Below are 21,686 nucleotides of genomic sequence, written 5' to 3' on the forward strand. Positions count from 1 at the left end.
CGCAGGTCTTCTGGACCGCGCCGCGCTGCTCAGCTCTCCACGAGACCGTTCTCGTAGGCGAAGATGACCGCCTGCACCCGGTCGCGCAGCTGCAGCTTGGCGAGGACGCGGCCGACGTGCGTCTTGACCGTCGACTCGGTGAGGTAGAACTTCGCGCCGATCTCGCCGTTCGTCAGGCCGTCGGCCATCGCGAGGAGGATCTCGCGCTCGCGCGGCGTGAGCACCGCGGTCGGGTCGGCGGCCGTTGTCGCGCCGGCGCCGCTCGCGGGCAGCCGGTCGGCGAACAGCTCCAGCATGGAGCGGGTGACGCGGCCGGTGACCGCGGCGTCGCCCGCGGCGACGGCGCGGATGGCCGCGGTGAGCTCGGCCGGGCGTGCGTCCTTGAGCAGGAAGCCGCTCGCGCCGGCGCGCAGGCCGCCGAAGGCGTACTCGTCGAGGTCGAAAGTGGTGAGGATGATGATGCGCGCGTCCGGGTTCGCCGCGACGATGCGCCTGGTCGCCTCGATGCCGTCGAGGTTCGGCATCCGGACGTCCATCAGGATGACGTCGGGCCTCGTCTCGACGGCGAGCCTGACCGCTTCGACGCCGTCGGCCGCCTCGCCGACCACGTGGAGGTCGGCCTCGGTCTCCAGCACCATCCGGAAGCCCAGCCGGACGAGCGCCTGGTCGTCGACGAGCAGGACGCGGAGGGGCTGCGGGTGGCCGGGGTCGGTCATTCGGGTCTCCTGGTCGGGTCGGTGGAAGGGGTCGGTTCGGCGGAAGGGGTCGGTTCGGCGGAGGGGGTCGGTTCGGCGGGGGAGGCGGGTTCGGTGGAGGCAGCCTCGGCGGAGGACGGCACGGTCGTGAACTCCGCGACGAGCCGCCAGCCGCCGCCGCGACGCGGTCCGGCCTCCAGCGTCCCACCGTAGAGCGCGACGCGCTCGCGCAGTCCGAGGAGTCCGCTCCCGGAGCCCTGCACCGACCCGGTGTGCACCGTGGCGTCGTCCTCCACGGTGATGCGGGTCACCCGCTCGCCGAACTCGATCGTCACGGAGACCGTGGTCGCGAGGGCGGCGTGGCGAAGCGTGTTGGTGAGCGCCTCCTGAACGACCCGGAAGACGGTGAGCTGCTGCCCGACGTCGGTCGTCGGCGTGCCGGAGACGGTGATCCGCACCGGGAGGCCGGCCGCCCGGAATCGTTCGACCAGCTCGCGCAGGTCGGCGAGCCCGGGCTGCGGGGCGTGCGCCGCGGCCTCCTCGTCGGTTGCGCGGAGCACCCCGAGCAGGCGGCGCATATCGCCGAGGGCGCCGCGGCCGGTCTCGGCGACCAGCCGCATCGTCTCGGCGGAGCGCTCCGGCGCCGTGCCGACGAGGCCGGCGGAGCCGTCGGCGAGGGCGATCATCACCGTCAGGCTGTGCGAGACGATGTCGTGCATCTCCCGCGCTACGCGGCTCCGCTCGGCCGCGGTGGCGATCTCCGCCTGCTGGTCGCGCTCCCTGGCGAGCTGGCGGGCGCGGTCGATGAGCGCGGTCAGGTACCGCCGCCGGTTGCCGACGTTGCTGCCGATCAGCACCGCCACGATGCAGAACGCGAGCGCGGCGAAGCCGGACGGCACGGCTTCCGTGGACAGCGGGGCGAAGTCCGGCACCTCGGACACGATGGTCGCGATGGCCAGGGAGGCGACGGTCACGACGGCCGTGATGCCGTAGCCGATCCACGCCGAGCGCACCGTGCGGTAGACCGCGAGGGCGTAGAGCGCGAACACCGCAGGCACGAAGTCGAGGTTGCGGCCGAGGAACACGCTGACGACGAGGACGACGATCGCGATCCCGAACACCACCCGCGGGTGGAGCCGCCGTGCGAACAGCGCAGCGCCCGCGACGACCACGAGCAGGAGCTGGATCGCGGAGCCCAGGCTCGGGGTCCGCACCATGTGGACGATGCCCTCGGCGAGCGAGGGCACCAGGTAGACGCCGGCGACGATCGCGTCGACCAGCAGCGGGTGCGCGCCGAAGTAGCGCCGCACCGCCCCGGGCGGCCTCGGGAGTTCGAGGTCGGCCGGGGCGGCGTCGGCTGGGGTGGTCGTGGAGGTCACGCGTCCCGTCGCTGCAGCAGGACTGCTCCGCCGACGAAGGCGACGGCGGTCCAGATCACGACAGTGAGGATGTTCTGCCACGGCTCCTGCGTGCCGTTCGCCAGCCCGGCCATCCCGGCTCCGGACGCGCTGAGCAGGTAGTGCGACCAGTCGGCGATCCAGGTCTGCTTGGGCAGGAGCGCCTGCAGGAGCTCCGAGATGATCGGCAGCAGGAACAGGACACCGAGCACCGTCGCGATGCCGCCCGCGCTGGCTTTGAGGATGGTGCCGACGCCGAGCGCGAAGACGGCGACGAGCCCGAGGTAGGTCGCAGCGCCGAGGATCGACCACATCGTGGTGTCCGAGAACAGCTCGCCCTTGTAGCCCTTGGCCGTCAGCAGCGGGACCGCGATCGACCAGGAGGCCGCGAAGCTCACCAGACCGACGACGAACGAGACGAGGAAGAGCATGATCGCCTTCGCGCCGAGCACCGGGAACCGGTGCGGCACGGCGGCGAAGGACGAGCGGATCATGCCGGTCGAGAACTCACCGCTGATGGCGAGGACGCCGAGCACCGCGACGACGAGCGGCGCGAACGTCAGGCCGGCGGTCGCCGCCCGCGTCGTGAAGTTCGTGAGCGCCGTCTCGGGTGCGCGTGCTCCCAGCGTGGAGGCGTTGGGCACGACGGTGGCGAGCAGCGCGGCGAGCCCGACGATGAGCACGAGCACGGCCACGAGCGTCCAGAACGTCGAGCGCAGCGAGCGGAGCTTGATCCATTCCGAGCGCAGCACGCGCACGAAGCTCAGGCGGCCGACCTCGGCGTGGGCGTACCCGATGGCGGGTGCGGTTGCGGTGCTCATGAGGCGACCTCCGAGTGGTATTCGACCTCGTCCTGCGTGAGTTCGAGGTAGGCCTCCTCGAGGGAGGCGCTGAGCGGGGTGAGTTCGTGGAGGGCGATGCCGGCGGACGCCGCGGCGTCGCCGATCTGCGCGGCGCTGAGCCCGGTGACCTCGATGAGCTGCGACTCCACGCCGGTGATCGTGACGTCGCCGCCCTGGATGGCGTTGGCGAGCCGCTCGACCTCGGGTGTGCGGACCCGGACCGCGCTGCGCGTGGCGCCGGCGAGGATCTGGTCGACCGGGGCGTCGGCGAGGACGCGGCCGCGGCCGAGCACGATGATGTGGTCGGCGGTCTGCGCCATCTCGCTCATCAGGTGCGAGGAGAGGAAGACCGTACGGCCCTGGCCGGCGAGGTGGCGGGCGAACTGGCGCACCCAGAGCACACCCTCCGGGTCCAGCCCGTTGACCGGCTCGTCCAGGATGAGCGTCGCCGGGTCGCCGAGCATGGCGGCGGCGATCCCGAGCCGCTGGCCCATGCCGAGCGAGAACCCGCCGACGCGCTTGCCCGCGACCGACTCCAGGCCGGTGAGGCCGATGACCTCGTGCACGCGGCGCTTGGAGATGCCGTGGGTGGCGGCCATCGCCAGCAGGTGGTTGTAGGCGGTGCGGCCGGTGTGGACGGCCTTGGCGTCCAGCAGCGCGCCGACCTCACCGAGCGGCGACGGCAGCTCGGCGTACCGCTTGCCGTTGATGGTCGCGGTGCCGTGCGTCGGCCGGTCGAGCCCCATGATCATGCGCATGGTGGTCGACTTGCCCGCGCCGTTCGGCCCGAGGAAGCCGGTGACCTTGCCCGGCTGGATGGTCGCCGAGATGTCGTCGACAGCGGTCTTGCTGCCGAACCTCTTGGTGAGGTGTTCGAGTTGGATCATGGCTCCGAGAGTAGGGCTGCGGAGGGGGCGCCGTCATCGAACCTGAGTACCACCTGCGTGTCGGGCGGATAGCGCGGTGGCATGAAAGGGATAGGGCGACGGGATGAAAGGAGGCCCCGGCTCACTCGAGCCGGGGCCTCCTGCGGATCAGCCGATCGTTACGCCTGCGCGTCCCGCTCCTGCGCCGCGAGCGCCCGCTCGACGCCCGCCAGGTTCTCGACCACGAGCCGGCGCAGTGCCGCCGGCTCCTCGTTCGCGTCGAGCCACGCGCGCGTCGCGTCGCGCAGCTCGGCGTTCGCGAGCGGCGCCGGGTACATGCCCGCGACGAGGTACTCCGCGATCTTGTACGTGCGCGACGCCCAGACGTCCTGCAGTGCGGCGAAGTACGGCGCGACGAACTCCTTCAGAACGGCCTTGTCGGCCGCGCGCTGGAAGCCCAGGCCGGTGAAGCGGACGATCGTGTTCGGGAGTGCGTCCGAGCCGAACACCGAGTCCCACGCGGCCTGCTTGCCCGCGAGCGTCGGGATGGACGCACGCGCCTGGGCGGCGAACTGCGCGCCGTTGGCGGTGTTGTCCTCCGCGAGGGCGGCGTCGACCTCCGCGTCGCCCGCGTTCCCGCCGGCGACGAGCGCGATGAGCAGCTCCCAGGCCAGGTCGGTGTCCACCGTCAGACCCGGGAGGGTCACCGTTCCGTCGCGCAGGGCGGCGACGTTCGCGAGCTGCTCCGGGGTGGAGGCCAGCGCCGCGAAGAACTTGACGAACTGGAACTGGGCGTCGCTGCCGGCCTCCGCCTGCTGCGCGAGCTCCCAGAGGGCGCCCGCGGCCTCCTCTGCGGTCTGCTGCTGGCGCTCGGGCGCGACGTAGCTGCCGGCCGCGAGCACGAGCTGCGTGAGGGTGGTGCGCAGCGTGGTGGACTCGGTCTCCGACGCGATGTTGCCGAGCACGAGGCGCACGTAGTCGCTCGCCGGGGTCTCGGCGTCGCGGGTGGCGTCCCAGACGGCACCCCAGACCAGCGAGCGGGCGAGCGGGCTCTCGATCGAGGACAGGTGCTCGAGCGCGACGCGGTGCGAGTCCTCGTCGAGGCGGATCTTCGCGTAGGCGAGGTCGTCGTCGTTGAGGAGGATGAGCGCGGGACGCTTCTGGCCGATCAGCTCGGCGACCTCGGTCCGCTCGCCGTCGACGTCCAGCTCGACGCGCGAGGTGCGGACCAGGCGGCCCTCCACCAGGTCGTAGAAGCCGACCGCGAGGCGGTGCGGGCGGATGGTCGGGTAGTCGACGGCGGCGGTCTGCAGCACCGCGAACGCGGTGATCGTGCCGTCGGCGTCCACCGTCAGCTCGGGGCGGAGCGTGTTGACGCCGGCGGTCTCCAGCCACAGCTTCGACCATTCGGTCAGGTCGCGCCCGCTGGTGGCCTCCAGCTCGACCAGGAGGTCGGTCAGCTCGGTGTTGCCGTGCTGGTGCTTCTTGAAGTACTGCGCGACGCCGGCGAGGAAGTCGTCCTGGCCCACCCACGCGACGAGCTGCTTGAGCACCGACGCCCCCTTGGCGTACGTGATGCCGTCGAAGTTGACCTGCACGTCCTCCAGGTCGTTGATCGTCGCGACGATCGGATGCGTGGAGGGCAGCTGGTCCTGGCGGTACGCCCAGCTCTTCTCCATCGCGGCGAAGGTGGTCCAGGCCTCGGTCCACTCGGTGGCCTCGGCGGTGGCGAGCGTGGAGGCGTACTCGGCGAACGACTCGTTCAGCCAGAGGTCGTTCCACCACTTCATGGTGACCAGGTCGCCGAACCACATGTGCGCCAGCTCGTGCAGGATCGTGACGACCCGGCGCTCCTTGATCGCGTCGGTCACCTTGGAGCGGAACACGTAGGTCTCGGTGAAGGTCACCGCACCGGCGTTCTCCATCGCGCCCGCGTTGAACTCGGGGACGAAGAGCTGGTCGTACTTCTCGAACGGGTAGGCGTAGTCGAACTTCTCCTCGTAGAACGCGAAGCCTTCGCGGGTCTTCTCGAAGATGTAGTCGGCGTCCAGGAAGCCGGCGAGGCTCTTGCGGGCGTACACGCCGAGCGGGATGGTGCGGCCGTCGCGGCTGGTCAGCACGCTGTGCACCGACTCGTACGGGCCGGCGATGAGCGCGGTGATGTACGAGGAGATGACCGGCGTGGCGGCGAAGGACCAGGTCCTGATGCCCTCGGCGGCCTCGACAGGCTCCGGAGTGGGGGAGTTGCTCACGACCGACCAGTGCGCGGGGGCGGTCACGGTGAACGTGAACTCGGCCTTCAGGTCGGGCTGCTCGAACACCGCGAACATGCGGCGGGAGTCCGGCACCTCGAACTGGGAGTAGAGGTACACCTCGCCGTCGACCGGGTCGACGAAGCGGTGCAGGCCCTCACCGGTGTTGGTGTAGATCGCGTCGGCGTCGACCACGAGGGTGTTCTCCGCCTCCAGGCCGTCGAGCTGGATGCGCACGCCGTCCGAGACCGCAGCAGGGTCGAGCTCGACGCCGTTCAGCACGACCGAGTGGACGGTGCGCGTGATCGCGTCGATGAACGTCGAGGCCCCCAGCGTCGCGGAGAAGCGCACGGTCGTCGTGCTGCGGAAGGTCTCCGGGCCGGTGGTCAGATCGAGTACGACGTCGTAGCTGCTGGTGCGGACGAGCGACGCGCGCTCCTGGGCTTCGATGCGGGTGAGGTTTTCTCCGGGCAACGCTGACTCCTTGGAAAAGGCGGGATGGGTGTGGATCGTGTCCACCGGATCCACCTTAGTGACGTGCGCCGGAGAGCGTCGGCGGCCTTCCCTAGACTGTTCGCATGCGCATCCACATCGCCACCGATCACGCCGGTCTCGAGTTCAGCCAGCACCTCCAGGCGCACCTCTCGGAGGCCGGCCACGAGGTCGTCGACCACGGTCCGGCCGAGTACGACCCGATCGACGACTACCCGGCGTTCTGCATCAATGCTGCCAAGGGTGTCGTCCGCGACCAGCAGGCCGGCGTGGAGGCGCTCGGTGTGGTGTTCGGCGGCTCGGGCAACGGCGAGCAGATCGCGGCCAACAAGGTGATCGGCGTGCGCGCCGCCCTGGTCTGGAACGAGAGCACGGCCGAGCTGGCCCGCCAGCACAACGACGCCAACGTCATCTCGATCGGCGCGCGTCAGCACACCGTCGAGGAGGCCACCCGCTTCATCGACGTATTCATCGCCACGCCGTTCTCGCTGGAGGAGCGCCACGTGCGCCGCATCGCGCAGCTCGCGGAGTACGAGGCGACCGGCGACATCGCGGGCAAGAACGTGGACCGCTGATGCCCGAGGGCCACTCCGTCCACCGGATCGCGAAGCAGTTCGCGGTCAACTTCGTCGGTCACCGCGTCGCGGTGTCGTCCCCGCAGGGTCGTTTCGCCGAGGATGCGATGCGCATCGACGGGCACACCATGATCGCCGCCAAGGCGGTCGGCAAGCAGATGTTCCTGGAGTTCGACAACGAGCTCTGGCTGCGCATCCACCTCGGCATCTACGGCGCCTGGGACTTCGCGGGCGACATCAGCATCGACCCGACGATCGCGAGCGCCAACGGACGGATGGGCCAAACGAATCAGACGGGCACCGTCCTGGACGAGGCGGGCGAGAACTCGCTGCACTCCATCGGCGCGCCCCGTCGCACCCGGCTGCGCATGTCTGAGTCCGAGAAGGTGGAGGCCGACATCGACGTCTTCCCGCCGGAGCCGATCGGCCAGGTCCGGGTGCGGCTGCTCACCGACACCGCCGTGGCCGACCTCCGCGGTCCGACCGCCTGCGAGGTGCTCGACCCCGCCGAGGTGGACGCCGTGATCGCGAAGCTCGGTCCCGACCCGCAGGTGGACGACGGCCCGGAGGCCGAGGAGGCCTTCGTCGTGAAGGTCCGGAAGAAGCCGACCGCCATCGCCCTGTTGCTGATGGACCAGAGCGTCGTCAGCGGTATCGGCAACGTCTACCGCGCCGAACTGCTCTTCCGGGCGCGGCAGAACCCGCACACGCCGGGCAAGCTCGTCCCGGAGGACACCGTGCGGGAGCTGTGGCGCGACTGGGTGCACCTGCTGAAGATCGGCGTCGAGACCGGCCAGATGATGACCATGCACGACCTGGACGAGGAGTCGTACCGCAAGGCGATGGCCAAGCGCGAGGACCGGCACTGGGTCTACAAGCGCGAAGGCCTGCCGTGCCGGGTCTGCGGAACGCACATCGTCCTGGAGGAGCTGGGCGGCCGCAAGCTGTACTGGTGCCCCAAGGATCAGAAATAAGCGGATCAGAAGTAAGCGGATCAGAAGTAAGGAGCGCTCCGTGCGTCAGAACCCCAGCTTCACCCTCACCGAGCGGTCCGAGATCGAGCGGATCATCCGCGAAAACCCGTGGGGGACGTTCGTCAGCAACACCTCCACTGGGCTTGTCGCCTCGCACTACCCGGTCATCCTCGACGACACCCGCGAGGAGCTCAGCGTCGTCAGCCACGTCGGCCGGCCCGACGAGCAGCTCCACGAGCTGGGCGAGCACGAGCTGCTGGTGATCTTCCAAGGCCCGCACGGCTACATCTCGTCGTCCTGGTACGACGCCGACCCCGCGGTGCCCACCTGGAACTTCGTGGCCGTCCACCTCTCGGGCGTGCCCGAGCTGCTGAGCGCCGAGGAGAACCTCCAGGTGCTGGAGAAGCTGGTCGACCACTTCGAACGCGAGCTGCCGGAACCGCGGCAGATGCGCGGGACGCTGGAGGATGAGCGCTACGCCGAGCGCATCTCCTCCGGAACGGTCGGCGTGCGGCTGACGCCGGCGAAGATCGTGGCCAAGCAGAAGATGAGCCAGAACCGTCCCGACCACATCGTGGACTCGATCATGACCGAGCTCGGCGGCAGCTCGCCGTACGCGAGCCCGGCGCTGCTGCGCGAGATGACGCTGGTGCACGAACGCCGCCGCGCGGCGCGATGACGTTCGTCCTGGCTGACGCCCGGCTGCCCGGGGCGGGTGAGCCGGTGGATGTGACGGTCCGCGACGGCTCGATCGCGAGGATCACCCCTGCCGGGGTCCCCGGTGAGCGCGGCGTGGACCGCCTCCACCTCGACGGCCGCTGGCTCATCCCGGGGCTGTGGGACCAGCACGTCCACTTCACCCAGTGGGCGCAGACCGCGCGCCGTCTGGATGTGTCGCGGGCGACATCGGCGGCGGAGGCGGCGTCGCTCGTGCGAGCACGCGCGCAGTCGGATCCGGGTGCGGACGTGCTCGTCGGCTTCGGCTTCCACGACGCCCTCTGGCCCGACCTCCCGACCCGCGAGCTCCTGGACGCCGCAGTGGGCGAGAGGCCGGTGGTGCTGATCGCGGGCGACCTGCACTGCTCGTGGCTGAACACCGCCGCCTTCGAGCGTTTCGCGCCGGGCGCCGAGGGTGCACTGCTGCGCGAGGACGAGAGCTTCGCCCTCACCAGTCGGCTCACTCCCTCCGATGCGGCGACGCTCGACCGGTGGGCGGCGGAGGCCGCTCGGGCCGCCGCCGAACGCGGCGTGGTCGGGATCGTCGACCTGGAGTACGGCTGGAACCTGGAGGTCTGGACCCGCCGCATCGCCGCCGGCGCGCGCTCCCTCCGCGTCGAGTTCGGCGTCTACCGCGACCGGATCGCGGACGCGGCGGACCTCGGCTTGCGCACCGGCGCTGCGCTGGAGGGCACGGGCGGCCTCCTCACGATGGGCCCGTTCAAAGTCATCTCCGACGGCTCGCTGAACACCCGCACCGCGCTGTGCCTGCATCCGTACCCGGACGGCGGCCACGGCGTCGCCAACCTGGCTCCCGCCGAGCTTCTGGCCGACCTCCGGTTCGCGGTCGCGGGCGGCATCGAGCCCGCGGTGCACGCGATCGGCGACGAGGCGAACCGGCTCGCGCTCGACGCCTTCCAGGCGCTGGGCTCAGGAGGCCGCATCGAGCACGCGCAGCTCATCGACCCGGCCGACATCCCGCGGTTCGCCGCGCTCGGGGTCACCGCCAGCGTGCAGCCCGAGCACGCGATGGACGACCGCGACGTGGCCGACCGGCTCTGGGCCGGCCGCACCGCCGACGCCTTCCCGCTCGCGGCGCTGCTCGCCTCCGGCGCCCGGCTGGCGTTCGGATCGGACGCCCCGGTCGCGCCGCTCGACCCCTGGGCCGCGATCGCGTCGGCCGTGGGGCGCTCTCGCGACGGCCGCGAGCCGTGGCATCCCGAGCAGCGCATCCCGGCGACCGCTGCGCTGGCAGCGTCCACCCGGACGCGCGTGGCCGTCGGCGAGCCCGCCGACCTCGCCATCCTGGAGCGCGACCCGCTCACTGCGTCTCCGGACGAGCTGCGCGGGATGCGCGTCGCGGCCACCCTCCTCGCGGGACGCCTCACCCACTCCACCCTGTGAGGAGGCCTCCGTCAGGGGGATAACCCCCGAACGGTTCGGGAGGGTTGCGGGATGGGGCCGCTCCCGCTGTTTCGCGAGGCTGGAGGCATGAACGAACAGAGCACCGTCCCACTGCCCGCGGGCGACATCCCCGCCGCGGCCGCCGCGTCTGCCAGTCTGGATGCCGTGACCGCCTCCTCCGCCGCGCCGACCGCCGCCGATGGCGCCGGTCGCACCGGCTATGGGTCGCTGTGGCGCGGGGTCCCGCGCGAGCTCGGCTTCCTGCTGCTCACCATGCCCATCGCGATCATCGGACTCTCGGTGCTGGCGTCGCTGTTCTGGACCGGACTCGGCACCATCGTCATCTACGTCGGCTTCTTCATCGTCGTGGCCACCTTCTACACGGCGCGCGCGTTCGGGCTCGTCGAGCTCACGCGCCTGGACTGGGCCGGGAGACCGGCCATCCCGCGCCCGGTGTGGGAGCCCGCCGACAAGCCGCGCACGTTCTGGCGCATCCTCTTCGGGCCGTGGGCGGACGGCCACTACTGGCTGTACCTGCTGCACGGGATGATCATCAACCCGATCGTCAGCGTCATCAGCTGGAGCATCACGATCGCGTGGACGTCCGTCGCGCTGGGTGGCCTGACCGGCTGGCTCTGGCTCGGCTTCATCCCACACGGGAACCGCGAGTTCTTCCTGTCCCGGGTGGTGGTGGACGCGGTGTTCGGCATCCACTCGACGTTCGACCCGGTCGCCGGGGACCGCATCCTGTACCTGATCGCCGGGATCCTCTTCGCCGCGACGCTCCCGTTTGTCACCCACGGACTCACCCTCCTTCACCAGGCCGTGGCACGCGGCCTGCTCGGCGCCTGGCCGTCTGAGGCCCTGCAGCGCGAAGTCGCGGACCTGTCCGCCCAGCGCGGCGCCGCCGTCGCCGCCGAGGACCAGTCGCTGCGCCGGCTGGAGCGCGACCTCCACGACGGCCCGCAGCAGCGGCTCATCCGGCTGCAGATGGACATCGCGGCCGCTGAGCGCAAGCTGGCCGACGACCCGGAGGCCGCTGCGTCGTTGCTCCGCGAGGCGCGCAAGCAGGCCGGAGACACGCTGGAGGAGCTGCGCGCGCTGTCCCGCGGCTTCGCCCCGCCGATCCTGCAGGACCGCGGCCTCGGCGCGGCGGTCGACTCGCTCGCCGCCCGCAGCACTGTCCCGGTGACGGTCGAGTCGGCGCTGGAGCCGGGGGAGCGGTTCAGTCCCGAAGTGGAGCGCAACGCCTACTATGTGCTGGCGGAGCTGTCCGCGAACCTCGCCAAGCACTCCGGTGCGACCGCCGGCCGGCTGGTGCTGGAACGGACCCTCGACACGTCCGGCCGGCCGTGGCTGTCGGTCTGGCTGACCGACAACGGCCACGGCGGCGCGGCGATCGTGCCGGGGCACGGGCTGAGCGGGCTGGCCGAGCGGGTGCACGGCCTCCGCGGCGAGCTCGTGATCGACAGCCCCCAGGGCGGCCCATCGGTGATCGGCGCCCGCCTCCCGTTGATGTAATCCCCGCCGCATTCGGCACGAATGTCCGGATTCGGCGCCGCATTCGTGACATTCGGCACGAATCGTCGGGCCCTAGGGTGGAGGGGTGCGTGCTCCCGGCCCCCTCCGCCTCGTCGTCGCGGACGACTCCGTCCTCCTGCGCGAGGGCCTGGTGCGCCTCTTCGACGAGGCCGGCTTCGAGACCGTCGGCGCATTCGGCGACGCCGACTCCCTGCTCGCGGCCCTCCCGTCGTCGGCGCCCGATGTGGCGGTGCTGGACGTCCGGATGCCGCCGACGTTCCGCGACGAGGGCGTCCGCGCCGCGTTGGAGCTGCGCGCGACCTTCCCGTCGGTCGGCGTCCTCCTGCTCAGCCAGTACGTGGAGGGCGCCTACGCGCAGGAGCTGCTGGCCAGCGGACGCGGCGGCACCGGCTACCTGCTGAAGGACCGCATCGCCTCCCTCGACGAGCTGCGCGACGCCGTGACACGTATCGCCGCGGGCGGCACGGTCCTCGACCCGGAGGTCGTCCGCGAGCTGCTGGTGCGCCGCACCGACCCGCTCGCTGCGCTCACCCCGCGCGAGCGCGACGTCCTGACGCTGATGGCCGAGGGGCGCACGAACGCCGCGATCGCGGCGCGCCTGGTCATCGGTGTGGGGGCCGTGGAGAAGAACGTGACCTCGATCTTCCAGAAGCTGGGACTGGAGGACTCGGGGGACGACCACCGCCGTGTTCTGGCGGTGCTGGCCTTCCTGCAGGCGGGTCTTCCCGCTTGACCGACCGACCGAACGGTCGTCTTTTCACCCACGCGGCGGCGCGGCGCGCGTGGGCCGTTGACACACGATCGCCCGGAAGGCTCTAGTATTCTTTCTCGGCCCCCGTTTTCGACGCGGGGCTCAGTGGCCCTCCGACCGGCCCTGTCCACGATCTGGATCTCCACCGAATGCCCCCTTCCTTCTCGCATCATGCGCCGCGGCTCTCGGTCGTCGTACCCATTCACAACAGCGCCTTCGTGCTCGCCCGCACCATCGAGCGCTGGACCGCCCACCTGACGGAGGGGCACACCGAGGTGATCCTGGTCGAGAACGGCTCGACCGACGTCACCTGGGAGCTCGCCCAGGAGCTGGCGCGGGACACCCCGCACGTCAAATTCGTCCTCCTGCAGAGCGAACGCGGCATGGGCAACGCCCTGCGGGCGGGCATCGCCGCCAGCCACGGGCACCGGGTCCTCCTGACCGCGGACGACCTGCCGTTCGACTTCGGCGACCTGGAGGAGGAGTCCAAGCTGGACCCGGTCCCGTCCGTCGTCATCGGCTCCAAGGCGCACCCCAGGTCCGAGATCTCGCGCGCCGTGCACCGCCGCCTGCTGACGCACGTCTACAAGCAGCTCCGGTCAGCGATCCTGGACTCGGAGGTCGGTGACTCGCAGGGGACCATCATCGCTGACGGCGGATGGCTGCGTTCTGTCGCACCGTCCGTCTCGGAGCCGGGTTTCCTCTTCACCACCCAATTGATCTACATCGCCGAGCTGCTCGGCATCGATGTCGTCGAAGTGCCCGTGACCCTCTCGGCGGACCATGCGCCGAAGAAGTCGACCGTCCGTCTGGGGGATGTCTGGGAGATGGGGGCCGGACTGTTCCGGCTTCGCCGTCAGCGCAGGCAGATCCTTCAGCGCGTCCAGCAGGAAGCAGTGTGAGTGTGACCGAAAGCAAGCCGATGGAGTTCGTTCGACGGGCCGCGTCCTCCACCTGGCTGATGGCGCTCGTGCTCGCCCTCCTCCTGGGCGTGCTCGTCAACTGGGGCTCCCCGCTGCTCGGCTACATCGCGGGTGTCGGCGACCACCAGGTGCTGTCGCCGCAGGGCATCCAATGGGCCAACCCGAACGCGTTCGTGGGCGACTGGTTCATGGCGGCCTCGCCGCAGCCGCACTGGTTCTTCGACATCGTCACCTACCTGGGTGCGCTGGTCGGGCGCATCTCGATCGCCTACTTCCTGTTCTGGTGCGGCGGACTGATCGCCTTCGGCTTCGCGACGGCCATCCTCGCCAAGCACTGGACGCCGCGGACGCGCTGGGTCGCGGGAATCGCCTTCACGCTCGTCGCATCGCAGACGCCGTGGTCGATCGTCGGCACCGGTTCGCCGATGATCTCGATGGCGCTTCCGGCCGTGACCGGCGGCTTCCTGGTGTACCTGTTCGCGGCCGCGCTCATCACCTCCCGCCGGGTGCTCACAGCGATCCTCGGCCCGGTGGTCGCCATCGTCCACGTGCAGGAGGGCAGCGTCGTGCTGATCATCCTGCTGGTCGTGCTGGCGATCGAGCTGTTCCGCGAGCGCCGGGTGGACTGGATCCTGCTCATCGCTGCGGGAGCCACTGCGGTCTTCGTGATCTTCGGACTCCTCCTCCGTCCCGTCGCCGCGAACCTCTCCGACTTCGTCGAGGTCTGCAACACCGTCATCCCCTACCACTGCGCCGCGCACACCTGGGCGGTCACCAAGATCTTCGGGGGGATCGGCCTGATCGCCCTGTCGGCGCTCACAGTCTTCTTCGTGGCGCGGCGGGAGCGGATCTTCTGGCTGGCCGGAGTCGCCCTGCCGGGCCTCGGGCTGCTGCTCGGGATGCTGTCCGACTTCTTCCAGATCCCGGTCGTCGGCGAGCTGGCGCAGGCCACCAACGTCTACCGCCTCGCTGCGCTCGTCCTCCCGTTCGGGGTCTGGGGCATCCTCTACCCGCTGCTCAAGCCGGAGTGGAGCCGGCGCTACGCGGTGATCGTCGGGGTGTGGGTCGTCAGTCTCGGCCTCTTCCTCGTCGACCCGAACTGGTATCAGGTCTACGCCAAGAACCCGGCGTTCCTCATCGGCATCCTCGTCTGCGCCGGCTTCGTCGTGCTCGGAGCCAGGTATCTGGGCAGCAGGTACTCCGGCGAGTTCATCACGGGGGTCGGGGCCCTCAGCCTCGGAATGCTGTTCGTGCTGATGACCGCGGTCAGCGGCCAGTTGATCGCGCGGCCACTGACCATCACCTTCACCCCGGACGCGTATATCCGGCAGTGGGGCCGTTCGGCCGAGCGGATCGTCCCAGTCGGCGAACAACTCGTCGCCCCTCCCATGAGCTCGTGGGTCAAGCTGGCGACCGAGCGCGGCGTGGTGGCCGACTGCAAGGACGTCCCCTACGGCGGCACGGCCTGGAAGCAGTGGAAGGAACGCCTGACCGACCTCGGCGGCGTCGAGCAGTGCGTCGGCGCCCACCCGGCCCAGTTCGGCGCCCTCGACGGCCCCCAGCTCGTCGACCTCGCCGCCAAGTACAAGTCCCACTACATCGTCCTCGACGGCACCTCGCCCGACCAGATCACCGAACTCCAGGACCTCGGCTGGAAGAAGGTCGTGAAGCCGGTGGGGGACATCACGGCTGTGCTGATGAAGAGCCCGGACGCCTGACGGCGGATGCGGAGAACGCCCCCACCCGGTATCGGGTGGGGGCGTTCTGCTGTGTCGGAGGGGATGACGGGAATCGAACCCGCGTAATCAGTTTGGAAGACTGAGGCTCTACCATTGAGCTACATCCCCGAAGGCCGTCCTCTGCGGATGGCCGACGACCATCGTAGTACACGCGGGGGGTTGCCCGCGTGCAGTAGACTTGCGCACGGTCTTTCGCACCGCTTTGAAGCCGGGGCGTAGCTCAGCTTGGCTAGAGCGCCCGCTTTGGGAGCGGGAGGTCGCAGGTTCGAATCCTGTCGCCCCGACGAGGACCTCGTTCCTTGCGAGTAGACCATCGTTCGAACACTCAGGAGAACCCAGACATCGTGAAGACCACGGTCGAGAAGCTCAGCCCCACGCGCACCAAGCTCATCATCTCGGTGACGCCGGAGGAACTGCAGCCGTCCATCAAGCACGCCTACGAGCACATCGCGGAGCAGGTGAGCATCCCCGGTTTCCGCAAGGGCAAGGTGCCGCCGCCCATCATCGACCAGCGGGTCGGCAAGGCCGCCGTGCTCGAGCACGCGGTCAACGAAGGCCTCGACACCTTCTACCGCCAGGCGGTCGAGGAGAACGACGTGCGTCCGCTCGGCCGGCCGCAGGCCGACATCACCGAGTGGCCCAGCGAGAGCGACTTCTCGGGTGACCTTCTGCTCACCATCGAGGTCGACACCCGCCCGGAGGTCACCCTTCCCGACTTCGGCGACATCACCCTCACCGTCGACGCCGCCGAGGTGTCCGTCGACGATGTCGAGGAGGAGCTCGACCGCCTGCGCAGCCGCTTCGGCACGCTCGTGACGGTCGACCGCCCGGCCAAGTCCGGCGACTTCGCCCAGATCGACCTGACCGCCGTCATCGGCGGCGAGGAGGTCGACACCGCCGCGAACATCTCCTACGAGATCGGCTCCGGCGAGCTCATCGAGGGCATCGACGAGGCGCTCGACACGCTGACCGCCGGCGAGACCACCACCTTCGAGGCCCCGCTCATGGGCGGCGACCACGAGGGCGAGAACGCGCAGATCACCGTCACCCTCAACGCCGTCAAGGAGCGCGAGCTCCCGGAGGCCGACGACGACTTCGCGCAGATCGCCAGCGAGTTCGACACGATCGGCGAGCTCCGCACCAGCCTCCGCGGCCAGGTCGAGCGCGCCAAGTCGTTCGGCCAGGGCACCGCGGCGCGCGACCAGCTGGTCGACAAGCTGCTCGAGCTGGTCGAGATCCCGGTCCCCGCCTCGCTGGTCGAGGACGAGGTGCACCGCCACCTCGAGCAGGAGAACCGTCTCGAGGACGACGAGCACCGCGCCGAGGTCACCGAGTCGAGCGAGAAGACCTTCCGCACGCAGATCCTCCTCGACGAGGTCGCGCAGGCGGAGGACGTCAAGGTCAGCCAGGACGAGCTCACCCAGTACCTCGTGCAGGGCGCCGCCCAGTACGGCATGGACCCGAACGAGTTCGTCAAGATCCTCAGCGAGAACGGCCAGATCCCCTCGATGGTCGGCGAGGTCGCCCGCAACAAGGCGCTCGCGATCATCCTCGGCAAGACCGAGGTCGTCGACTCCAACGGCAAGAAGGTCGACCTCACCGAGTTCGTCGCCCTCCCCGAGGACGAGGACGAGGACGCTGCGGACGAGGACGCCGCGGCCGACGACGCCGCTGCCGAGGCCCCGGCCGCCGAGGAGAAGCCGAAGAAGCGCGCCGCCAAGAAGAAGGCCGAGTAACACCGTCCGCACGAAGGCCGGGCACCCACGGGTGCCCGGCCTTCGTCGCGCCAGCCACGATCTATCTGGCAGGACACGCCGTCGACGGACGTGTGCCGACGGCGTGTTCTGTCAGATAGGTGGCGGGCGATAGCGTTGGCCCAGCGGGACGAGGGGGCGACATGGACGACTGGCGGCAGCGGGTGGACGCGGTGTGGGCGACGGCCGACGAGCGGGGGGAGGAGGGCACGGTCGCGTCGATCGACGCGCTGGTCGTCGAGCGCCCGGAGGGCGACCCGGTCGCGCTCTTCGAGGCGGCCGGCGCACGTGACTTCGCGGGCCGGGAGGCGGAGGCCGAACCCCTCTACCGAGCCGCCCTCGCGAACGGGCTGACCGAGCCGGAGCGCGGGCAGGCGATTGTCCAGCTCGCGAGCACGCTCCGCAACCTCGGCCGGCCCGGCGAGGCCCTCGCGCTGCTGCGCGACCTCCTGGAGGCGGAGCCGGAGCATCCGCTCGCCGGCGCCGCCCACGCCTTCGCCGCGCTGGCCTTGTTCGACGACGGCCTCCCGGCAGACGCGCTGCGGGAGTCGCTGCGCGCACTCGTCCCGCACCTGCCGCAGTACGGCCGGGCGGTGGAGGCCTACGCCGCCGCGCTCGACGACGACTGACGCGCCGCGCCCGACCCGGCGCGACACCCGCTCTGCCCAGGGCGAACACCGCGGTAAAGCGTCCCGCGCTCCGATAGATTCGATCACAAGCGACAAAGGAAACGGAGCGAACATGGCCGACATGGGTATCCAGCCCAATGTTTTCGACAGACTGCTGAAGGACCGCATCATCTGGCTCGGTTCCGAGGTGCGCGACGACAACGCCAACGAGATCGCCGCGAAGCTGCTGCTCCTTGCCGCAGAAGACCCCAAGCGCGACATCTACCTCTACATCAACTCGCCCGGCGGCTCGATCACCGCGGGCATGGCCATCTACGACACGATGCAGTTCGTCCCGAACGACATCGTCACGGTCGGCATCGGCATGGCCGCCTCGATGGGTCAGCTGCTGCTGACGGCCGGCACCAAGGGCAAGCGGTACATCACGCCGAACGCCCGCGTGCTGCTGCACCAGCCGCACGGCGGCTTCGGCGGCACGGCCAGCGACATCCAGACGCAGGCCCAGCTCATCCTCGACATGAAGAAGCGCCTGGCCGAGATCACGGCAGCGGCGACCGGCAAGTCGACCGAGCAGATCAACGCCGACGGCGACCGCGACCGCTGGTTCAGCGCCCAGGAGGCCCTGGACTACGGCTTCGTCGACCACATCCGGGAGTCCGCTCTGGACGTCTCGGGCGGCGGCGGCACCGACCAGGAATCCAAGTAGCGGCCGCCGGAAGGACAAGGACATCACTATGAACACCCCCATGCTCGGCGGGTCGGCCCTCCAGGCGCCCGGAGCCCGCTACATCCTCCCGTCGTTCGAGGAGCGCACGGCCTACGGCTACAAGCGGCAGGACCCGTACGCGAAGCTCTTCGAGGACCGCATCATCTTCCTCGGTGTGCAGGTCGACGACGCCTCGGCCGACGACATCATGGCCCAGCTCCTCGTGCTCGAGAGCCAGGACCCGGACCGCGACATCGTCATGTACATCAACTCGCCCGGCGGCTCGTTCACGGCCATGACCGCGATCTACGACACGATGCAGTACATCCGCCCGCAGATCCAGACCGTGGTGCTCGGCCAGGCGGCCTCCGCCGCGGCCGTGCTGACCGCCGCCGGAACCCCCGGCAAGCGCCTGGCGCTGCCGAACGCGCGCATCCTCATCCACCAGCCCGCCGTCGGCGAGGCCGGTCAGGGGCAGGCGTCCGACATCGAGATCCAGGCCAACGAGATCATGCGCATGCGCACCTGGCTGGAGGAGACGCTCGCCAAGCACTCCAACCGCTCGGTCGCGCAGGTCAACAAGGACATCGACCGCGACAAGATCCTGTCGGCCGACGAGGCGCTGGAGTACGGCCTCATCGACCAGGTGCTGACCAGCCGCAAGACGCTGCCGGCGCTCGTCAAGTAACCCCGCGTCGCCGAACGCCCCCGCCCACGCAGGACGGGGGCGTTTCGCGTTTCGGGGAACGGGCGTGTCTGCTCCTGGCATAAGGGCCCCGCGTGTCGAATCGCCCCCGGTGCGCCCCAATGTCGCCGTCTCGGGTTAGGCTCGACGGAGACACCCGAAGAAGGAGGGGGAGACGGATGGCACGCATCGGGGAGAGCGCCGATCTGCTCAAGTGTTCCTTCTGTGGCAAGAGCCAGAAGCAGGTACAGCAGCTGATCGCCGGTCCTGGCGTGTACATCTGCGACGAGTGCGTCGAGCTCTGCAACGAGATCATCGAGGAGCGGCTCGCCGAGGCGGGCGAGGAGGCGTCGGGTGAGTTCGACCTCCCGAAACCGAAGGAGATCTTCGGCTTCCTCGAGGAGTACGTCATCGGCCAGGAGCAGGCGAAGCGCGCCCTGGCCGTCGCCGTCTACAACCACTACAAGCGGGTGCGGGCCAAGCAGACCCTCACCTCGGCCGACGCTATGGACGACGTCGAGATCGCCAAGTCGAACATCCTGCTGATCGGCCCCACCGGCTGCGGCAAGACCTACCTGGCCCAGACGCTCGCCCGCCGGCTCAACGTGCCGTTCGCGGTCGCCGACGCCACCGCTCTGACGGAGGCCGGCTACGTGGGCGAGGACGTCGAGAACATCCTGCTCAAGCTCATCCAGGCCGCCGACTACGACGTCAAGCGCGCCGAGACCGGCATCATCTACATCGACGAGGTCGACAAGATCGCCCGCAAGGCCGAGAACCCGTCGATCACGCGCGACGTCTCGGGCGAGGGCGTGCAGCAGGCGCTGCTGAAGATCCTGGAGGGCACCGTCGCCTCCGTCCCGCCGCAGGGCGGCCGCAAGCACCCGCACCAGGAGTTCATCCAGATCGACACGACGAACGTGCTGTTCATCGTGGCCGGCGCCTTCGCCGGGCTGGAGGACATCATCTCCTCGCGTGCGGGCAAGAAGGGCATCGGCTTCGGCGCCCCGCTGCACTCCAAGGGCGACGACATCAACCTCTTCTCCGAGGTGCTGCCGGAGGACCTGCACAAGTTCGGCCTCATCCCCGAGTTCATCGGCCGCCTGCCGGTCGTGACCACGGTGACGCCGCTCGACCAGGACGCGCTCATGCAGATCCTGACCGTGCCGAAGAACGCGCTCGTGCGGCAGTATCAGCGCATGTTCGAGCTCGACGGCGTGCAGCTCGAGTTCGAGCACGCGGCCCTGGAGTCGATCGCCGACCTCGCGGTGCTCCGCAAGACCGGCGCCCGCGGCCTCCGCGCGATCATGGAGGAGGTGCTCGGCCCGATCATGTTCGAGGTGCCGTCCAGCTCCGAGGTCGCCCGGGTCGTGGTCACCAAGGAGGCTGTGCTCGAGAACGCGGCTCCGACTATCGTCCCGCACCGCCCGCGGCGCGAGGAGAAGTCGGCGTAAGCTTCGCCGGCTTGATCAGGAACTCGGGCGCCTTCGTCACCATCAGCCACGCCGGAAGAACGGCGAGCGACAGCATGGGCAGCACGAGCAGGTTCTGAGTGACGGCGACGCCGATGAAGATGGCGATCCAGCCGTCCCGAGTGACCGCGAGCGTGATTCCGAAGACCCCGGCGGCGACCGCCACGGGCAGCGGGATCCCCGGCACCAGCGCGACGGCGAGGGTCCCGAGCGCGGCGCCGATGAACACGGCGGGGAAGACGCGGCCTCCCCGGAAGCCGGCGCTGGCCGCCACGAGCAGCGCCGCCAGCTTGACCACGATGATCAGCACGAGCTGCCCCGTCGGATAGTCGGCACGGTTCACGACGAGCGTGCCCATCTGCTCCAGGCCCTTGAACAGGGTGATGGGGCCGCCGATCGCGCCGAGAAGACCGAGGACCACGCCGCCGGCGAGCGTGATCAGCAGCGGGTGCCGCAGGGAATGGAACGCGCGGTGGATCCACGGGAACAGCACGGCGCCGAGCAGGCCGACCGCCGTGGACAGCACCCCGATGATGAGGGCGGCCAGCACATCCCATCCGGTGATCTGCGTGTACGGCGGCATCGGGATACCGAAGTGCGGGTGCGCGAGCAGCGTCATGGTCAGCGAGCCCGCTGCGGCCGACACCAGCGGGAGGAAGAGCTTGTCCCACAGCGCGCCGCCGCCCTTCACCGCGGCGACGACGCCGGTGAAGACCAACGCCGCCGCCACCGGGGTGCCGAACAGTGCCCCGATCGTGCCCGCGGCGGCCATCAGCATGACGACGCGCGAGGGGACGGCCTTCCACAGCCGGCCGACCAGCGTGACCAGAAGGCTGACGTTGATGGCGATGATCGGGTTCTCCGGCCCGAGGCTCACGCCGCCGGCCAGCCCGAGCACCGCCGCGAGCGCCAGCGACGGCACGGCGCCGACCTTCAGCGGGGTGGAGACCAGGTCGGTCGTCGCGGAGTCGGGCCCGGCATGGCCGGGGACGAGCCAGACGGTCAGCCCGACCGTGAGGCCTGTGACAGTGAGGATCAGGAAGATCCACCATCCCGACGACGGGTCGATCCCGAGCGTGCGGGGGAGCGAGGTCCAGACGCCGTCGTCGATGACGGCGGCCAGCTCGTCGACCACCCACAGGGTGAGCGCGCTGACCACGCCGATGACGACCGCGGGGATGGACAGGAGGAGGAGCGACCGCACACTGGGCGCGGCCAGCTCCGGTTCCGGTGCCGTCGAGGTCATGCTGCCCCCTTCTCGCGTTGCGCTC

General features: G+C 70.1%; 19 protein-coding genes and 2 tRNA genes. 14 read left to right on the plus strand and 7 right to left on the minus strand.

The window, feature by feature from the left end:
• Positions 1 to 29: 29 nt before the first annotated feature.
• From ABH923_RS00410 to pepN, 5 genes are all read right to left on the minus strand, one after another.
• Complete coding sequence (locus tag ABH923_RS00410) at positions 30 to 716, minus strand: response regulator (RefSeq protein ID WP_370053015.1); 687 nt, start codon at positions 714 to 716, stop codon at positions 30 to 32.
• Positions 713 to 2,074 (minus strand): histidine kinase, encoded by a 1,362-nt coding sequence (locus tag ABH923_RS00415; RefSeq protein WP_370053017.1) that lies wholly within the window; start codon positions 2,072 to 2,074, stop codon positions 713 to 715. The genes ABH923_RS00410 and ABH923_RS00415 overlap by 4 nt, the downstream gene beginning before the upstream one ends.
• Positions 2,071 to 2,913: an ABC transporter permease subunit gene (locus tag ABH923_RS00420; RefSeq protein WP_370053018.1), complete on the minus strand. Its 843-nt coding sequence runs from the start codon at positions 2,911 to 2,913 to the stop codon at positions 2,071 to 2,073. The genes ABH923_RS00415 and ABH923_RS00420 overlap by 4 nt, the downstream gene beginning before the upstream one ends.
• Positions 2,910 to 3,821 (minus strand): ABC transporter ATP-binding protein, encoded by a 912-nt coding sequence (locus ABH923_RS00425; RefSeq protein ID WP_370053020.1) that lies wholly within the window; start codon positions 3,819 to 3,821, stop codon positions 2,910 to 2,912. Before ABH923_RS00425 ends, ABH923_RS00420 begins: the two co-directional genes overlap by 4 nt.
• Before the next feature lie 158 nt (positions 3,822 to 3,979).
• The gene (pepN, locus tag ABH923_RS00430) at positions 3,980 to 6,526 is read right to left on the minus strand and encodes an aminopeptidase N (RefSeq protein WP_370053022.1); all 2,547 of its coding nucleotides are present in this window, start codon (positions 6,524 to 6,526) and stop codon (positions 3,980 to 3,982) included.
• Positions 6,527 to 6,630: 104 nt separating this feature from the next.
• On the opposite strand from pepN, the gene ABH923_RS00435 reads away from it, so the two are divergent.
• The 8 genes from ABH923_RS00435 to ABH923_RS00470 all read left to right on the plus strand — a co-directional run bounded on the left by ABH923_RS00435 (position 6,631) and on the right by ABH923_RS00470 (position 15,148).
• Entirely contained in the window at positions 6,631 to 7,119 is a 489-nt protein-coding gene (locus ABH923_RS00435) for a ribose-5-phosphate isomerase (RefSeq protein WP_370053023.1), read from the plus strand.
• Entirely contained in the window at positions 7,119 to 8,093 is a 975-nt protein-coding gene (locus ABH923_RS00440) for an Fpg/Nei family DNA glycosylase (protein ID WP_370053025.1), read from the plus strand. Before ABH923_RS00435 ends, ABH923_RS00440 begins: the two co-directional genes overlap by 1 nt.
• Before the next feature lie 40 nt (positions 8,094 to 8,133).
• Positions 8,134 to 8,772, plus strand: coding sequence for an FMN-binding negative transcriptional regulator (locus tag ABH923_RS00445; protein ID WP_370053026.1), 639 nt, complete (start codon positions 8,134 to 8,136; stop codon positions 8,770 to 8,772).
• Positions 8,769 to 10,214, plus strand: a complete 1,446-nt coding sequence (locus ABH923_RS00450) for an amidohydrolase (protein WP_370053028.1) — start codon at positions 8,769 to 8,771, stop codon at positions 10,212 to 10,214. Before ABH923_RS00445 ends, ABH923_RS00450 begins: the two co-directional genes overlap by 4 nt.
• Before the next feature lie 87 nt (positions 10,215 to 10,301).
• Positions 10,302 to 11,735: a sensor histidine kinase gene (locus ABH923_RS00455; RefSeq protein WP_370053030.1), complete on the plus strand. Its 1,434-nt coding sequence runs from the start codon at positions 10,302 to 10,304 to the stop codon at positions 11,733 to 11,735.
• Positions 11,736 to 11,820: 85 nt separating this feature from the next.
• A complete protein-coding gene (locus tag ABH923_RS00460) occupies positions 11,821 to 12,489 on the plus strand; it encodes a response regulator (protein ID WP_370053032.1) in 669 nt (222 codons plus the stop codon).
• 167 nt (positions 12,490 to 12,656) lie between these two features.
• Positions 12,657 to 13,409 carry a glycosyltransferase family 2 protein gene (locus ABH923_RS00465; RefSeq protein WP_370053034.1) on the plus strand — a complete coding sequence of 251 codons (753 nt, stop codon included), beginning with the start codon at positions 12,657 to 12,659 and terminating at the stop codon, positions 13,407 to 13,409.
• A 2-nt stretch (positions 13,410 to 13,411) separates the two neighbouring features.
• Positions 13,412 to 15,148, plus strand: coding sequence for a DUF6798 domain-containing protein (locus ABH923_RS00470; RefSeq protein ID WP_370053036.1), 1,737 nt, complete (start codon positions 13,412 to 13,414; stop codon positions 15,146 to 15,148).
• A gap of 58 nt (positions 15,149 to 15,206) precedes the next feature.
• Here the strand turns inward: ABH923_RS00470 and ABH923_RS00475 are convergent.
• Positions 15,207 to 15,277 (minus strand) — tRNA-Gly (locus ABH923_RS00475).
• 101 nt (positions 15,278 to 15,378) lie between these two features.
• On the opposite strand from ABH923_RS00475, the gene ABH923_RS00480 reads away from it, so the two are divergent.
• From ABH923_RS00480 to clpX, 6 genes are all read left to right on the plus strand, one after another.
• Positions 15,379 to 15,453: transfer RNA gene (locus tag ABH923_RS00480), tRNA-Pro, on the plus strand.
• Positions 15,454 to 15,513: 60 nt separating this feature from the next.
• Positions 15,514 to 16,905, plus strand: a complete 1,392-nt coding sequence (tig, locus tag ABH923_RS00485; RefSeq protein ID WP_370053038.1) for a trigger factor — start codon at positions 15,514 to 15,516, stop codon at positions 16,903 to 16,905.
• Positions 16,906 to 17,066: 161 nt separating this feature from the next.
• Entirely contained in the window at positions 17,067 to 17,552 is a 486-nt protein-coding gene (locus ABH923_RS00490) for a tetratricopeptide repeat protein (protein ID WP_370053040.1), read from the plus strand.
• Between the two features lie 82 nt (positions 17,553 to 17,634).
• Positions 17,635 to 18,258 (plus strand): ATP-dependent Clp protease proteolytic subunit, encoded by a 624-nt coding sequence (locus ABH923_RS00495; protein WP_370057249.1) that lies wholly within the window; start codon positions 17,635 to 17,637, stop codon positions 18,256 to 18,258.
• A gap of 28 nt (positions 18,259 to 18,286) precedes the next feature.
• Positions 18,287 to 18,946: an ATP-dependent Clp protease proteolytic subunit gene (locus ABH923_RS00500; RefSeq protein WP_370053042.1), complete on the plus strand. Its 660-nt coding sequence runs from the start codon at positions 18,287 to 18,289 to the stop codon at positions 18,944 to 18,946.
• 176 nt (positions 18,947 to 19,122) lie between these two features.
• Positions 19,123 to 20,397, plus strand: a complete 1,275-nt coding sequence (gene clpX / locus ABH923_RS00505; protein WP_370053044.1) for an ATP-dependent Clp protease ATP-binding subunit ClpX — start codon at positions 19,123 to 19,125, stop codon at positions 20,395 to 20,397.
• Here clpX and ABH923_RS00510 read toward each other — a convergent pair.
• Entirely contained in the window at positions 20,354 to 21,661 is a 1,308-nt protein-coding gene (locus ABH923_RS00510) for an ion channel protein (protein WP_370053046.1), read from the minus strand. The genes clpX and ABH923_RS00510 overlap by 44 nt on opposite strands.
• Between the last annotated feature and the right edge of the window lie 25 nt (positions 21,662 to 21,686).

It is taken from the genome of Leifsonia sp. EB41 (genome assembly GCF_041262565.1).
Taxonomy (GTDB): domain Bacteria; phylum Actinomycetota; class Actinomycetes; order Actinomycetales; family Microbacteriaceae; genus Leifsonia.